This is a genomic window from Shigella sonnei, assembly GCF_002950395.1.
In the GTDB taxonomy this organism is placed as follows: Bacteria; Pseudomonadota; Gammaproteobacteria; order Enterobacterales; family Enterobacteriaceae; genus ECMA0423.
In genome coordinates this window covers 2,802,384-2,818,007 of the sequence record NZ_CP026802.1, presented here as the reverse complement: position 1 = coordinate 2,818,007, position 15,624 = coordinate 2,802,384, and the positions used below count along the sequence as shown (strand labels likewise).

The 15,624-nt window shown below is 51.0% G+C and carries 13 protein-coding genes and 1 pseudogene; 9 read left to right on the top strand and 5 right to left on the bottom strand.

The features are described 5' to 3' along the window. Positions 1 to 7 precede the first annotated feature (7 nt). The 3 genes and pseudogenes from dgt to cdaR form a co-directional block, all read left to right on the top strand. A pseudogene (dgt, locus tag C1P89_RS14775) lies at positions 8 to 706 on the top strand (dGTP triphosphohydrolase); the annotation flags it as partial. A gap of 129 nt (positions 707 to 835) precedes the next feature. Next, on the top strand, positions 836 to 2,260 hold the full coding sequence (gene degP / locus C1P89_RS14770) for a serine endoprotease DegP (RefSeq protein ID WP_000753946.1): 1,425 nt from the start codon (positions 836 to 838) through the stop codon (positions 2,258 to 2,260). A 154-nt stretch (positions 2,261 to 2,414) separates the two neighbouring features. Beyond that, positions 2,415 to 3,572 carry a DNA-binding transcriptional regulator CdaR gene (gene cdaR, locus C1P89_RS14765; protein ID WP_000929439.1) on the top strand — a complete coding sequence of 386 codons (1,158 nt, stop codon included), beginning with the start codon at positions 2,415 to 2,417 and terminating at the stop codon, positions 3,570 to 3,572. Positions 3,573 to 3,660: 88 nt separating this feature from the next. Here cdaR and C1P89_RS14760 read toward each other — a convergent pair whose 3' ends face one another. The 5 genes from C1P89_RS14760 to map form a co-directional block, all read right to left on the bottom strand. Continuing rightward, the gene (locus tag C1P89_RS14760) at positions 3,661 to 4,047 is read right to left on the bottom strand and encodes a DUF3461 family protein (protein ID WP_000272188.1); all 387 of its coding nucleotides are present in this window, start codon (positions 4,045 to 4,047) and stop codon (positions 3,661 to 3,663) included. A 161-nt stretch (positions 4,048 to 4,208) separates the two neighbouring features. Continuing rightward, positions 4,209 to 5,021, bottom strand: a complete 813-nt coding sequence (gene yaeI / locus C1P89_RS14750) for a phosphodiesterase YaeI (protein ID WP_000625634.1) — start codon at positions 5,019 to 5,021, stop codon at positions 4,209 to 4,211. A gap of 54 nt (positions 5,022 to 5,075) precedes the next feature. Then, the gene (gene dapD, locus C1P89_RS14745) at positions 5,076 to 5,900 is read right to left on the bottom strand and encodes a 2,3,4,5-tetrahydropyridine-2,6-dicarboxylate N-succinyltransferase (protein WP_001186650.1); all 825 of its coding nucleotides are present in this window, start codon (positions 5,898 to 5,900) and stop codon (positions 5,076 to 5,078) included. A 30-nt stretch (positions 5,901 to 5,930) separates the two neighbouring features. Further along, the gene (glnD, locus tag C1P89_RS14740) at positions 5,931 to 8,603 is read right to left on the bottom strand and encodes a bifunctional uridylyltransferase/uridylyl-removing protein GlnD (protein WP_001094568.1); all 2,673 of its coding nucleotides are present in this window, start codon (positions 8,601 to 8,603) and stop codon (positions 5,931 to 5,933) included. A gap of 61 nt (positions 8,604 to 8,664) precedes the next feature. Beyond that, positions 8,665 to 9,459: a type I methionyl aminopeptidase gene (map, locus tag C1P89_RS14735; RefSeq protein WP_001018194.1), complete on the bottom strand. Its 795-nt coding sequence runs from the start codon at positions 9,457 to 9,459 to the stop codon at positions 8,665 to 8,667. A 367-nt stretch (positions 9,460 to 9,826) separates the two neighbouring features. Between map and rpsB the strand changes: the two genes are divergently transcribed. The 6 genes from rpsB (at position 9,827) to ispU (ending at position 15,617) form a co-directional block, all read left to right on the top strand. Further along, positions 9,827 to 10,552 (top strand): 30S ribosomal protein S2, encoded by a 726-nt coding sequence (gene rpsB, locus C1P89_RS14730; RefSeq protein ID WP_000246884.1) that lies wholly within the window; start codon positions 9,827 to 9,829, stop codon positions 10,550 to 10,552. Between the two features lie 257 nt (positions 10,553 to 10,809). Then, positions 10,810 to 11,661 (top strand): translation elongation factor Ts, encoded by an 852-nt coding sequence (gene tsf, locus C1P89_RS14725; RefSeq protein WP_000818114.1) that lies wholly within the window; start codon positions 10,810 to 10,812, stop codon positions 11,659 to 11,661. Between the two features lie 146 nt (positions 11,662 to 11,807). Continuing rightward, complete coding sequence (gene pyrH, locus C1P89_RS14720) at positions 11,808 to 12,533, top strand: UMP kinase (RefSeq protein WP_000224573.1); 726 nt, start codon at positions 11,808 to 11,810, stop codon at positions 12,531 to 12,533. A 291-nt stretch (positions 12,534 to 12,824) separates the two neighbouring features. Beyond that, the gene (frr, locus tag C1P89_RS14715; RefSeq protein ID WP_000622418.1) at positions 12,825 to 13,382 is read left to right on the top strand and encodes a ribosome recycling factor; all 558 of its coding nucleotides are present in this window, start codon (positions 12,825 to 12,827) and stop codon (positions 13,380 to 13,382) included. A gap of 91 nt (positions 13,383 to 13,473) precedes the next feature. After that, a complete protein-coding gene (gene ispC / locus C1P89_RS14710; RefSeq protein WP_000811923.1) occupies positions 13,474 to 14,670 on the top strand; it encodes a 1-deoxy-D-xylulose-5-phosphate reductoisomerase in 1,197 nt (398 codons plus the stop codon). 188 nt (positions 14,671 to 14,858) lie between these two features. Then, positions 14,859 to 15,617: a (2E,6E)-farnesyl-diphosphate-specific ditrans,polycis-undecaprenyl-diphosphate synthase gene (ispU, locus tag C1P89_RS14705; RefSeq protein WP_005139419.1), complete on the top strand. Its 759-nt coding sequence runs from the start codon at positions 14,859 to 14,861 to the stop codon at positions 15,615 to 15,617. The last annotated feature ends 7 nt before the right edge of the window (positions 15,618 to 15,624 follow it).

Sequence of the window (15,624 nt, the reverse complement as noted above, 5' to 3'; positions counted from 1 at the left end):
TGGAGTCATTACCGACCTTGAAGATGCGGTAGAGAAAAGAATATTTACCGTTGAGCAGCTTTATCATCATTTGCACGAGGCGTGGGGTCAGCATGAGAAAGGTTCGCTCTTTTCGCTAGTGGTTGAAAATGCCTGGGAAAAATCACGCTCAAATAGTTTAAGCCGCAGTACGGAAGATCAGTTTTTTATGTATTTACGGGTAAACACCCTAAATAAACTGGTACCCTACGCGGCACAACGATTTATTGATAATCTGCCTGCGATTTTCGCCGGAACGTTTAATCATGCATTATTGGAAGATGCCAGCGAATGCAGCGATCTTCTTAAGCTATATAAAAATGTCGCTGTAAAACATGTGTTTAGCCATCCGGATGTCGAGCAGCTTGAATTGCAGGGCTATCGGGTCATTAGCGGATTATTAGAGATTTATCGTCCTTTATTAAGCCTGTCGTTATCAGACTTTACTGAACTGGTAGAAAAAGAACGGGTGAAACGTTTCCCTATTGAGTCGCGCTTATTCCACAAACTCTCGACGCGCCATCGGCTGGCCTATGTCGAGGCTGTCAGTAAATTACCGTCAGATTCTCCTGAGTTTCCGCTATGGGAATATTATTACCGTTGCCGCCTACTGCAGGATTATATCAGCGGTATGACCGACCTCTATGCGTGGGATGAATACCGACGTCTGATGGCCGTAGAACAATAACCAGGCTTTTGTAAAGACGAACAATAAATTTTTACCTTTTGCAGAAACTTTAGTTCGGAACTTCGCGCTATAAAACGAATCTGAAGAACACAGCAATTTTGCGTTATCTGTTAATCGAGACTGAAATACATGAAAAAAACCACATTAGCACTGAGTGCACTGGCTCTGAGTTTAGGTTTGGCGTTATCTCCGCTCTCTGCAACGGCGGCTGAGACTTCTTCAGCAACGACAGCCCAGCAGATGCCAAGCCTTGCACCGATGCTCGAAAAGGTGATGCCTTCAGTGGTCAGCATTAACGTAGAAGGTAGCACAACCGTTAATACGCCGCGTATGCCGCGTAATTTCCAGCAGTTCTTCGGTGATGATTCTCCGTTCTGCCAGGAAGGTTCACCGTTTCAGAGCTCTCCGTTCTGCCAGGGGGGCCAGGGCGGTAATGGCGGCGGCCAGCAACAGAAATTCATGGCGCTGGGTTCCGGCGTCATCATTGATGCCGATAAAGGCTATGTCGTCACCAACAACCATGTTGTTGATAACGCGACGGTGATTAAAGTCCAGCTGAGCGATGGTCGTAAGTTCGACGCGAAGATGGTTGGCAAAGATCCGCGCTCTGATATCGCGCTGATCCAAATCCAGAACCCGAAAAACCTGACCGCAATTAAGATGGCGGATTCTGATGCACTGCGCGTGGGTGATTACACCGTAGCGATTGGTAACCCGTTTGGTCTGGGCGAGACGGTAACTTCCGGGATTGTCTCTGCGCTGGGGCGTAGCGGCCTGAATGCTGAAAACTACGAAAACTTCATCCAGACCGATGCAGCGATCAACCGTGGTAACTCCGGTGGTGCGCTGGTTAACCTGAACGGCGAACTGATCGGTATCAACACCGCGATCCTCGCACCGGACGGCGGCAACATCGGTATCGGTTTTGCTATCCCGAGTAACATGGTGAAAAACCTGACCTCGCAGATGGTGGAATACGGCCAGGTGAAACGCGGTGAGCTGGGGATTATGGGGACTGAGCTGAACTCCGAACTGGCCAAAGCGATGAAAGTTGACGCCCAGCGCGGTGCTTTCGTAAGCCAGGTTCTGCCTAATTCCTCCGCTGCAAAAGCGGGCATTAAAGCGGGTGATGTGATCACCTCACTGAACGGTAAGCCGATCAGCAGCTTTGCCGCACTGCGTGCTCAGGTGGGTACTATGCCGGTGGGCAGCAAACTGACCCTGGGCTTACTGCGCGACGGTAAGCAGGTTAACGTGAACCTGGAACTGCAGCAGAGCAGCCAGAATCAGGTTGATTCCAGCTCCATCTTCAACGGCATTGAAGGCGCTGAGATGAGCAACAAAGGCAAAGATCAGGGCGTGGTAGTGAACAACGTGAAAACGGGCACTCCGGCTGCGCAGATCGGCCTGAAGAAAGGTGATGTGATTATTGGCGCGAACCAGCAGGCAGTGAAAAACATCGCTGAACTGCGTAAAGTGCTCGACAGCAAACCGTCTGTGCTGGCACTGAACATTCAGCGCGGCGACAGCACCATCTACCTGTTAATGCAGTAATCTCCCTCAACCCCTTCCTGAATACGGGAAGGGGTTCTCCTTACAATCTGTGAACTTCGCCACAACTCCATACATCTTCATCATCCTTTGGGCATTTGCACAATGCCGTACGTTACGTACTTCCTTATGCTAAGCCGTGCATAACGGAGGACTTATGGCTGGCTGGCATCTTGATACCAAAATGGCGCAGGATATCGTGGCACGTACCATGCGCATCATCGATACCAATATCAACGTAATGGATGCCCGCGGGCGAATTATCGGCAGCGGCGATCGTGAGCGTATTGGTGAATTGCACGAAGGTGCATTGCTGGTACTTTCACAGGGACGAGTCGTCGATATCGATGACGCGGTAGCACGTCATCTGCACGGTGTGCGGCAGGGGATTAATCTACCGTTACGGCTGGAAGGTGAAATTGTCGGCGTAATTGGCCTGACAGGTGAACCAGAGAATCTGCGTAAATATGGCGAACTGGTCTGCATGACGGCTGAAATGATGCTGGAACAGTCGCGGTTGATGCACCTGTTGGCGCAGGATAGCCGTTTGCGGGAAGAACTGGTGATGAACCTGATTCAGGCTGAGGAGAATACTCCCGCACTTACTGAATGGGCGCAACGGCTGGGGATTGATCTCAATCAACCGCGAGTGGTGGCTATTGTTGAGGTCGACAGCGGTCAGCTTGGCGTGGACAGCGCAATGGCGGAGTTACAACAACTGCAAAATGCGCTGACTACGCCCGAGCGTAATAATCTGGTGGCAATTGTTTCGCTGACCGAAATGGTGGTGTTGAAACCGGCGTTGAACTCTTTTGGGCGCTGGGATGCAGAAGATCATCGTAAGCGAGTTGAACAACTGATTACCCGCATGAAAGAGTACGGCCAGCTGCGTTTTCGCGTTTCACTGGGCAACTATTTTACCGGTCCTGGCAGTATTGCCCGATCCTATCGTACGGCGAAAACGACGATGGTGGTGGGTAAACAGCGGATGCCAGAAAGTCGCTGCTATTTTTATCAGGATCTGATGTTACCTGTGTTACTCGACAGTTTGCGTGGCGACTGGCAGGCCAACGAACTGGCGCGACCGCTGGCGCGGCTGAAAGCGATGGACAATAATGGCTTGCTGCGACGAACGCTGGCGGCGTGGTTTCGCCACAATGTGCAACCGCTGGCTACGTCAAAGGCGCTGTTTATTCATCGTAATACTCTGGAGTATCGGCTTAATCGTATATCGGAACTGACCGGGCTTGATTTGGGTAATTTTGATGACAGGTTGCTGCTGTATGTGGCGTTACAACTGGATGAAGAGCGGTAGGTTATGCGTTAAGGTCGAGGCGGCGCTGGCTCATTCCCCTCAGCCCGAAGGGTAGAGGGGAATGTCCGAGTTAACCGTCAGTTCGGCATTATTTACGCGTTAGTTTTTCCAGATCGGCTTCAATCTCGCTGATCTTATTGGTTACGACTGACTCCAGGTGACGTAAGTCGTCGAGGATCTTACGCTTAAGATCAACTTCGCTGCGGTCACGCTGGCAGATTTGATCAAGCTCATCAATGATATACCGTAGATTCGGGCTGATTTCCTGGACTTCTTTATAACCCTGACCCACACCATCAGCGACGACCGTTTTACGCTGACGCGGATATTTAAACTTCACGCTCTTGGCGAAAAACTCGCCTTTGTCTTTCTGGAAATAGATTTTCAGAATATCGTTGTTGGCTTCCTGCCGGAGGCTGTAACGATCAATTTCTTCAGGATTGGTAATACCCAGACTTTTCAGATTGTCGTACATAGCGTTACCTCAAAATGAGTCAGTAAATTGTGCTTATTTTAGCATTTGGCATGGCCCGCCCGGCTCGACTGTGATCGCAGAAAGCCTTTTTCTTCCAGACTTCTATCATGGCGTAAAAATCAAAAAATTACCTGCTTTATTGTGGTGATAAAATTCACGTTCTACACCAGTTCCAGCATCGTTACTTCCGGGCGGCAGTTCAGACGCAAACCATACAAACTGCCCACGCCACGGGTTGTGTAGATGTGTCGTTCGCCAAAGGCATTTAATCCGGCGACGTAACGTTTATCTTCGACAGGGGCAAAAGGTTCACCAACCAACGGTACGCGCAGTTGCCCGCCGTGAGTATGGCCGCACAGCATCAGATCCCAGGGTTCATCACGCATGACTTCTTTGCTGTCGGGATTATGTGCCAGCATCAGTCTTGGCAGATTTGCTTCGCTGGCGGGAGGTGGTTTGCATTGTCCGGCCCATAAGTCACCGGTGCCTACCAGTTCGAATTGCCTGTTCGGCGTGGCGATCACCGTAGCCTGGTTAAACAACACCGTGATGCCCACTGATTTCAACGTCTCGCCAATTAAGTGATTTTTTTCTGTACCAACAGGGCGATCGTGGTTGCCGAAGCAGGCAAACGTCGGCGCACATTCGGCAAGGGGGGAGAGGACATCACTAAACGCCGAAAAATTCAGCGGCATATCAAATAATACGTAATCGCCGCCCAGTAATATCAAATCGGGCTTTTGTTCTATGCCAAGAGCAATCGCGTCAGAAATCAGGCTTAAAGGAACAAAACGAGAGTAATGGAGATCGGCCAGAAAAAGAATTTTGAATGGTGCTGCGTTGTCTTTAAAAAAGGCGAGGCGGTGACGGATTAATTCAAACCAGCCTAGCTCCCAGTAATGCATATAACCGAAACCTGAGCTCGTGGCTATCGTCGCGGCAGTAGCCTGCAACAATCGGCGGCGTGAAATCATCGCTCATCCCTGCAAAAAAAATCGGGCAGCGTCGTGCTGCCCGTGTGCATACTTTTAGTCGATGGTACGCAGCAGTTCGTTAATGCCGACTTTGCCGCGAGTTTTCGCGTCAACTTTCTTAACGATAACCGCACAGTAGAGGCTGTATTTGCCATCTTTTGACGGCAGATTACCTGAAACAACCACAGACCCCGCCGGAACGCGACCGTAGTGGATTTCGCCGGTTTCACGGTCGTAAATACGGGTGCTCTGACCAATGTATACGCCCATGGAAATGACGGAACCTTCTTCGACAATCACCCCTTCAACCACTTCAGAGCGTGCGCCAATGAAGCAGTTATCTTCAATGATGGTTGGGTTAGCCTGCAGCGGTTCCAGCACGCCGCCGATGCCCACGCCACCGGAAAGGTGGACGTTTTTACCAATCTGCGCACAAGAACCGACGGTCGCCCAGGTATCAACCATGGTGCCTTCATCAACATATGCGCCGATGTTGACGTAAGACGGCATCAGCACGGTGTTACGGGCAATAAACGCACCCTGACGTACCGCCGCTGGTGGCACAACGCGGAAGCCTTCTTTCTGGAAACGTGCTTCGTCGTAGTCGGCGAATTTCATCGGCACTTTGTCGAAGTAGCGGCTTTCTGCCCCTTCGATCACCTGATTATCATTAATACGGAAAGAGAGCAGCACCGCTTTTTTCAACCACTGATGCGTCACCCACTGACCGTCAATTTTTTCCGCTACACGCAGTGCACCGGAATCCAGCAGGGCGATCACCTGATTTACCGCTTCGCGGGTAACGGTGTCTGCGTTGGCTGGCGTGATCTCGGCACGGCGTTCAAAAGCGGTTTCAATAATGTTCTGTAACTGCTGCATTGTTAAACTCTTTTCATATCAGTAAACACATCACCCTTTATCGTTTGGATTGAGGGCCTCTGTCAACCGCTGATGCACTTCCTGCTGCAACTCGTTATTAAGTGCACGCCGGTCAGCGGTGGCAATTATGAATAAATCTTCTACTCGCTCGCCAATGGTTGTAATTCGGGCACCATGAAGCGAAATTCCCAGATCGGCAAAAATTTTCCCGACTCTCGCCAGCAGTCCTGGCTGGTCGAGCGCGATAAGCTCAAGGAACGATTTGCGGTCGGTATGGGTTGGCAAAAACGTCACTTCGGTTTCAACAGTAAAGTGACGTAGTTTAGCCGGTTGACGACGCGGCTGTGGTGGCTGCCAGCTACTTTGTGTCAGTACCTGCTCCAGACCAAACCGAATAACCTCATGACGATCTGCGGATAGCGGGCTACCATCGGGTTCCAGCACGATGAAGGTATCCATCGCCATACCGTCGCGAGTGGTGAAAATTTGTGCGTCGTGAACACTTAAATTGCGGCGGTCTAATTCGGCACAGACGGCGGCAAACAGATAGGGGCGGTCCGGGCTCCAGATAAAAATCTCGGTGCCTCCACGCGTAGCCTGCGGGCTAAGCAATACCAGCGGTTTGCTTAAATCATGCTGTAATAAATGGCGGGCATGCCAGGCCAGTTGATTTGGGCTATGGCGGACAAAATAGTTAGCACGACAGCGTGACCAAATTTGGTGCAGCGCCTCTTCGTCGATGTTATCCATGCGCAGTAGTGCCAGTGCCTGGAGTTGGTGATGGCGAACCCGTTCGCGCATATCCGGCGTGTTTTGCATTCCGCGTCGTAGCTGCTTTTCGGTGGCAAAATAGAGTTCGCGCAACAGACTTTGCTTCCAGCTATTCCACAGCGTTTCGTTGGTGGCGCAAATGTCAGCCACTGTCAGGCATACCAGATAGTGCAGACGATTTTCCGTTTGAACTTCTTCGGCAAACTGCTTGATGACTTCAGGGTCCTGAATATCGCGGCGTTGTGCTGTCACCGACATCAGCAAGTGCTGGCGAACCAGCCAGGCAACCAGCTGTGTTTCGCGTGAGTTCAGCCCGTGGAGTTCTGCAAAATGCACTACATCCTGAGCACCGAGAATGGAGTGGTCGCCGCCGCGTCCTTTGGCGATATCGTGAAACAGCGCGGCGATGAAAATCAGCTCAGTTGACGGCAGGCGCGGCCAGACGTCCACACACAACGGATGGCGCTGGCGCGTTTCTTCACTGGCAAAACTCTCCAGTTTCAGCATCACGCGGATAGTATGTTCATCCACCGTGTAGGCGTGGAACAGATCAAACTGCATCTGCCCGACGATATGCGACCATTGCGGCATATACGCGCCGAGCACGCTATGGCGATGCATTGGCAATAGCCCGCGCCGCACCGCTCCGGGGTGACGCAGAATGCTCAAAAACAGTTTTCGTGCTTCCGGAATATTACACAGCGGTTGTTGCAGATGGCGACGGGCATGGCGTAACTGGCGCAGCGTGGTGGAGTAAATGCCGGTGATCGCACTGTTGCGCACCATGGTGTAGAACATACGCAAGATGGCTTCCGGCTGGCGCATAAATAGTGTTTCATCACGCAGGTCGATTAGCGTACCGCGTAGCTGAAACTCATCGTCGATTGGACGTGGTTTTTCGTCGGCGGGAAGGGCGAGGATGGCTTCATCGAACAGTTGCAGCAGCATCTGGTTGAGTTCACTGACGCGGCGTGTAACGCGGAAGTAATCCTTCATCATCCGCTCGACCGGTTCGTTGCCTTCACCACTGTAATTCAGACGCTGAGCGACGCTAAGTTGGCGATCGAATAACAGGCGATTATCGTAACGGCTGACGACCAGATGCAGGGCAAAGCGAATACGCCACAGTATATGCAGACATTCGTTTAATTCCGCCCGCTCCGCTGAGGTTAAGAAGCCAAACCCAACCATTTCATCCAGCGATGTTGCGCCAAAATGACGGCGGGCCACCCATTGCAGAGTGTGGATATCGCGCAAGCCGCCAGGGCTACTTTTGATGTCTGGTTCAAGATTGTAGCTGGTGCCGTGGTAACGCTGATGGCGCTGGTTCTGTTCTTCAACTTTCGCCGCGTAGAACTTGTCGGAAGGCCAGAATCCTTCGCTAAAAATATGTTTTTGCAGTTCGAGGAAGAGCGCAACATCGCCAATTAATAAGCGGGATTCGATTAAATTGGTGGCGACGGTTAAATCCGATAACCCTTCCAGCATGCACTCTTCAAGCGTGCGCACACTATGACCGACTTCCAGCTTTACATCCCAGAGCAGCGTTAACAGCTCGCCCACTTTTTGCGCCTGATCGTCCGGGAGCTTTTTACGGCTTAAAATCAGTAAATCGATGTCAGAAAGTGGATGCAGCTCGCCACGACCGTAGCCACCGACGGCGACCAATGCCAGGTCGGCAATCTGGCTGAATCCCGCTTCAATCCATAATCGTTGCAGGAGCTGGTCGATAAACTCGGTGCGCGCCTCAATCAACTGTTCTGCAGAGATCCCATTGTCAAAGGCATCACCCAGCCAACGCTGGAAAGTATCGATATGGGCTTTTATCCCACCGACGGTTAATTCATCACGGGGCCAGACGCATGGATTTTGCGGTTGACCGGGCAGGGTGGGGAGAGCGGTGTTTGCGTACTGTTCTGGAAGGGTATTCATTGTGCGCCACCCATAAGATTAAATTATCGCATTAAAAAAGCCGGCATTCGCCGGCTTCATCTTATTCGTCGTGCGAGATTATCGCCGGGATGGTGTCATCCTTGCGTAGCGTCAGAATTTCGCAGCCGTTATCAGTCACCACAATAGTATGCTCATATTGTGCAGACAAGCTGCGATCTTTGGTTTTTACCGTCCAGCCATCTTTCATGGTGCGGATCTCTTTTTTACCCGCGTTGACCATTGGCTCGATGGTGAACGTCATCCCAGGTTTCAGTACGACGTTGGTTTCACGGGAGTCATAGTGCAGCACCTGCGGTTCTTCATGGAAGCCGCGACCAATACCGTGTCCGCAATATTCACGAACGACGGAGAAGCCTTCTGCTTCGACAAACTTCTGAATCGCCGCACCGATTTCGCGCAGGTTAATGCCTGGTTTGACCATGCGCAGCGCCAGGTACAGGCTTTCTTGCGTGATGCGGCACAGACGTTCGCCCATGATGGTCGGCTTACCGACGATAAACATTTTCGAGGTATCGCCGTGGAAACCATCTTTGATTACGGTGACATCAATGTTAACGATATCGCCATCTTTCAGCAGCTTCGCATCGTCCGGGATACCGTGGCACACCACTTCATTAATAGAGATGCAAACGGATTTCGGATAGCCGTGATAGCCGAGGCAGGCAGAAACCGCGTGTTGTTCATTAACAATGTAATCATTACAGATGCGATCCAGCTCGCCGGTGCTGACGCCCGGTTTAACATACGGTTCGATCATCTCCAGCACTTCGGCAGCCAGTCGGCCAGCGACGCGCATTTTTTCGATATCTTCTGGGGTCTTGATTGAGATAGCCATTAATTCTGTCCATCAGCGTCGGTGATACCGACAATATATATGTAAGTGCCGTCAATGGTATCACACCCGGGCAAATTGAGAATCATTCTGAATTTCGCCAAACGTGCCACTGAACGTTTTCTATAATAGAAAATTCAACGTCTGATGCTGTACACAGCGCCAACAATTATTGGTGTCCATGACGTATTTGTGGTATAAAGCGCGCCGGACTTCCGATCCATTTCGTATACACAGACTGGACGGAAGCGACAATCTCACTTTGTGTAACAACACACACGTATCGGCACATATTCCGGGGTGCCCTTTGGGGTCGGTAATATGGGATACGTGGAGGCATAACCCCAACTTTTATATAGAGGTTTTAATCATGGCAACTGTTTCCATGCGCGACATGCTCAAGGCTGGTGTTCACTTCGGTCACCAGACCCGTTACTGGAACCCGAAAATGAAGCCGTTCATCTTCGGTGCGCGTAACAAAGTTCACATCATCAACCTTGAGAAAACTGTACCGATGTTCAACGAAGCTCTGGCTGAACTGAACAAGATTGCTTCTCGCAAAGGTAAAATCCTTTTCGTTGGTACTAAACGCGCTGCAAGCGAAGCGGTGAAAGACGCTGCTCTGAGCTGCGACCAGTTCTTCGTGAACCATCGCTGGCTGGGCGGTATGCTGACTAACTGGAAAACCGTTCGTCAGTCCATCAAACGTCTGAAAGACCTGGAAACTCAGTCTCAGGACGGTACTTTCGAAAAGCTGACCAAGAAAGAAGCGCTGATGCGCACTCGTGAGCTGGAGAAACTGGAAAACAGCCTGGGCGGTATCAAAGACATGGGCGGTCTGCCGGACGCTCTGTTTGTAATCGATGCTGACCACGAACACATTGCTATCAAAGAAGCAAACAACCTGGGTATTCCGGTATTTGCTATCGTTGATACCAACTCTGATCCGGACGGTGTTGACTTCGTTATCCCGGGTAACGACGACGCAATCCGTGCTGTGACCCTGTACCTGGGCGCTGTTGCTGCAACCGTACGTGAAGGCCGTTCTCAGGATCTGGCTTCCCAGGCGGAAGAAAGCTTCGTAGAAGCTGAGTAATAAGGCTTGATAACTCCCCCAAAATAGTTCGAGTTGCAGAAAGGCGGCAAGCTCGAGAATTCCCGGGAGCTTACATCAGTAAGTGACCGGGATGAGCGAGCGAAGACAACGCATCTGCGGCGCGAAATATGAAGGGGGAGAGCCCTTATAGACCAGGTAGTACACGTTTGGTTAGGGGGCCTGCATATGGCCCCCTTTTTCACTTTTATATCTGTGCGGTTTAATGCCGGGCAGATCACATCTCCGAGGATTTTAGAATGGCTGAAATTACCGCATCCCTGGTAAAAGAGCTGCGTGAGCGTACTGGCGCAGGCATGATGGATTGCAAAAAAGCACTGACTGAAGCTAACGGCGACATCGAGCTGGCAATCGAAAACATGCGTAAGTCCGGTGCTATTAAAGCAGCGAAAAAAGCAGGCAACGTTGCTGCTGACGGCGTGATCAAAACCAAAATCGACGGCAACTACGGCATCATTCTGGAAGTTAACTGCCAGACTGACTTCGTTGCAAAAGACGCTGGTTTCCAGGCGTTCGCAGACAAAGTTCTGGACGCAGCTGTTGCTGGCAAAATCACTGACGTTGAAGTTCTGAAAGCACAGTTCGAAGAAGAACGTGTTGCGCTGGTAGCGAAAATTGGTGAGAACATCAACATTCGCCGCGTTGCTGCGCTGGAAGGCGACGTTCTGGGTTCTTATCAGCACGGTGCGCGTATCGGCGTTCTGGTTGCTGCTAAAGGCGCTGACGAAGAGCTGGTTAAACACATCGCTATGCACGTTGCTGCAAGCAAGCCAGAATTCATCAAACCAGAAGACGTATCCGCTGAAGTGGTAGAAAAAGAATACCAGGTACAGCTGGATATCGCGATGCAGTCTGGTAAGCCGAAAGAAATCGCAGAGAAAATGGTTGAAGGCCGCATGAAGAAATTCACCGGCGAAGTTTCTCTGACCGGTCAGCCGTTCGTTATGGAACCAAGCAAAACTGTTGGTCAGCTGCTGAAAGAGCATAACGCTGAAGTGACTGGCTTCATCCGCTTCGAAGTGGGGGAAGGCATCGAGAAAGTTGAGACTGACTTTGCAGCAGAAGTTGCTGCGATGTCCAAGCAGTCTTAATTATCGAAAAGGAGCCGCCTGAGGGCGGCTTCTTTTTGTGCCCATCTTGTAAATTCAGCTAACCCTTGTGGGGCTGCGCTGAAAAGCGACGTACAATGTCGCTAGTATTAATTCATTTCAATCGTTGACAGTCTCAGGAAAGAAACATGGCTACCAATGCAAAACCCGTCTATAAACGCATTCTGCTTAAGTTGAGTGGCGAAGCTCTGCAGGGCACTGAAGGCTTCGGTATTGATGCAAGCATACTGGATCGTATGGCTCAGGAAATCAAAGAACTGGTTGAACTGGGTATTCAGGTTGGTGTGGTGATTGGTGGGGGTAACCTGTTCCGTGGCGCTGGTCTGGCGAAAGCGGGTATGAACCGCGTTGTGGGCGACCACATGGGGATGCTGGCGACCGTAATGAACGGCCTGGCAATGCGTGATGCACTGCACCGCGCCTATGTGAACGCTCGTCTGATGTCCGCTATTCCATTGAATGGCGTGTGCGACAGCTACAGCTGGGCAGAAGCTATCAGCCTGTTGCGCAACAACCGTGTGGTGATCCTCTCCGCCGGTACAGGTAACCCGTTCTTTACCACCGACTCAGCAGCTTGCCTGCGTGGTATCGAAATTGAAGCCGATGTGGTGCTGAAAGCAACCAAAGTTGACGGCGTGTTTACCGCTGATCCGGCGAAAGATCCAACCGCAACCATGTACGAGCAACTGACTTACAGCGAAGTGCTGGAAAAAGAGCTGAAAGTCATGGACCTGGCGGCCTTCACGCTGGCTCGTGACCATAAATTACCGATTCGTGTTTTCAATATGAACAAACCGGGTGCGCTGCGCCGTGTGGTAATGGGTGAAAAAGAAGGGACTTTAATCACGGAATAATTCCCGTGATGGATAAATAAGGGTAAGATTCCGCGTAAGTATCGCGGGGGCGTAAGTCTGGTTATAAGGCGTTATTGTTGCAGGCAGTTTGGTCACGGCCAGCGCGCAGCAACCGGAGCGTACAAAAGTACGTGAGGATGGCGAGCACTGCTCGGGGCCAAAATGGCAAATAAAATAGCCTAATAATCCAGACGATTACCCGTAATATGTTTAATCAGGGCTATACTTAGCACACTTCCACTGTGTGTGACTGTCTGGTCTGACTGAGACAAGTTTTCAAGGATTCGTAACGTGATTAGCGATATCAGAAAAGATGCTGAAGTACGCATGGACAAATGCGTAGAAGCGTTCAAAACCCAAATCAGCAAAATACGCACGGGTCGTGCTTCTCCCAGCCTGCTGGATGGCATTGTCGTGGAATATTACGGCACGCCGACGCCGCTGCGTCAGCTGGCAAGCGTAACGGTAGAAGATTCCCGTACTCTGAAAATCAACGTGTTTGATCGTTCAATGTCTCCGGCCGTTGAAAAAGCGATTATGGCGTCCGATCTTGGCCTGAACCCGAACTCTGCGGGTAGCGACATCCGTGTTCCGCTGCCGCCGCTGACGGAAGAACGTCGTAAAGATCTGACCAAAATCGTTCGTGGTGAAGCAGAACAAGCGCGTGTTGCAGTACGTAACGTGCGTCGTGACGCGAACGACAAAGTGAAAGCACTGTTGAAAGATAAAGAGATCAGCGAAGACGACGATCGCCGTTCTCAGGACGATGTACAGAAACTGACTGATGCTGCAATCAAGAAAATTGAAGCGGCGCTGGCAGACAAAGAAGCAGAACTGATGCAGTTCTGATTTCTTGAACGACAAAAACGCCGCTCAGTAGATCCTTGCGGATCGGCTGGCGGCGTTTTGCTTTTTATTCTGTCTCAACTCTGGATGTTTCATGAAGCAACTCACCATTCTGGGCTCGACCGGCTCGATTGGTTGCAGCACGCTGGACGTGGTGCGCCATAATCCCGAACACTTCCGCGTAGTTGCGCTGGTGGCAGGCAAAAATGTCACTCGCATGGTAGAACAGTGCCTGGAATTCTCTCCCCGCTATGCCGTAATGGACGATGAAGCGAGTGCGAAACTTCTTAAAACGATGCTACAGCAACAGGGTAGCCGCACCGAAGTCTTAAGTGGGCAACAAGCCGCTTGCGATATGGCAGCGCTTGAGGATGTTGATCAGGTGATGGCAGCCATTGTTGGCGCTGCTGGGCTGTTACCTACGCTTGCTGCGATCCGCGCGGGTAAAACCATTTTGCTGGCCAATAAAGAATCACTGGTTACCTGCGGACGTCTGTTTATGGACGCCGTAAAGCAGAGCAAAGCGCAATTGTTACCGGTCGATAGCGAACATAACGCCATTTTTCAGAGTTTACCGCAACCTATCCAGCATAATCTGGGATACGCTGACCTTGAGCAAAATGGCGTGGTGTCCATTTTACTTACCGGGTCTGGTGGCCCTTTCCGTGAGACGCCATTGCGCGATTTGGCAACAATGACGCCCGATCAAGCCTGCCGTCATCCGAACTGGTCGATGGGACGTAAAATTTCTGTCGATTCGGCTACCATGATGAACAAAGGTCTGGAATACATTGAAGCGCGTTGGCTGTTTAACGCCAGCGCCAGCCAGATGGAAGTGCTGATTCACCCGCAGTCAGTGATTCACTCAATGGTGCGCTATCAGGACGGCAGTGTTCTGGCGCAGCTGGGGGAACCGGATATGCGTACGCCAATTGCCCACACCATGGCATGGCCGAATCGCGTGAACTCTGGCGTGAAGCCGCTCGATTTTTGCAAACTAAGTGCGTTGACATTTGCCGCACCGGATTATGATCGTTATCCATGCCTGAAACTGGCGATGGAGGCGTTCGAACAAGGTCAGGCAGCGACGACAGCATTGAATGCCGCAAACGAAATCACCGTTGCTGCTTTTCTTGCGCAACAAATCCGCTTTACGGATATCGCTGCGTTGAATTTATCTGTACTGGAAAAAATGGATATGCGCGAACCACAATGTGTGGACGATGTGTTATCTGTTGATGCGAACGCGCGTGAAGTCGCCAGAAAAGAGGTGATGCGTCTCGCAAGCTGAGGATAATCCGGCTACAGAGAGTCGCGCTATTTGTTAGCGTAGGGCTTCAGTGATATAGTCTGCGCCATCTGATCGTAAGTAGTTGGCTTTATAAGGTCAGGTATGCCGTGGTTTTACACGGCTTTTTTTTGTATAGGCTTCAGTATTCCTGAGTACCGTAAACCCTGTCAGGGAATAAAAAACGCGTGATGTTGTCTGCTACTCAACCACTTAGCGAAAAATTGCCAGCGCATGGCTGCCGTCATGTTGCGATCATTATGGACGGCAATGGTCGCTGGGCAAAAAAGCAAGGGAGGATTCGTGCCTTTGGGCATAAAGCCGGGGCAAAATCCGTCCGCCGGGCTGTCTCTTTTGCGGCCAACAACGGTATTGAGGCGTTAACGCTGTATGCCTTTAGTAGTGAAAACTGGAACCGACCAGCGCAGGAAGTCAGTGCGTTAATGGAACTGTTTGTGTGGGCGCTCGATAGCGAAGTAAAAAGTCTGCACCGACATAACGTGCGTCTGCGTATTATTGGCGATACCAGTCGCTTTAACTCGCGTTTGCAAGAACGTATTCGTAAATCTGAAGCGCTAACAGCTGGGAATACCGGTCTGACGCTGAATATTGCGGCGAACTACGGTGGACGTTGGGATATAGTCCAGGGAGTCAGGCAACTGGCTGAAAAGGTGCAGCAAGGAAACCTGCAACCAGATCAGATAGATGAAGAGATGCTAAACCAGCATGTCTGTATGCATGAACTGGCCCCTGTAGATTTAGTAATTAGGACTGGGGGGGAGCATCGCATTAGTAACTTTTTGCTTTGGCAAATTGCCTATGCCGAACTTTACTTTACAGATGTTCTCTGGCCCGATTTCGATGAACAAGACTTTGAAGGGGCGTTAAATGCCTTTGCTAATCGAGAGCGTCGTTTCGGCGGCACCGAGCCCGGTGATGAAACAGCCTGATGGGGGG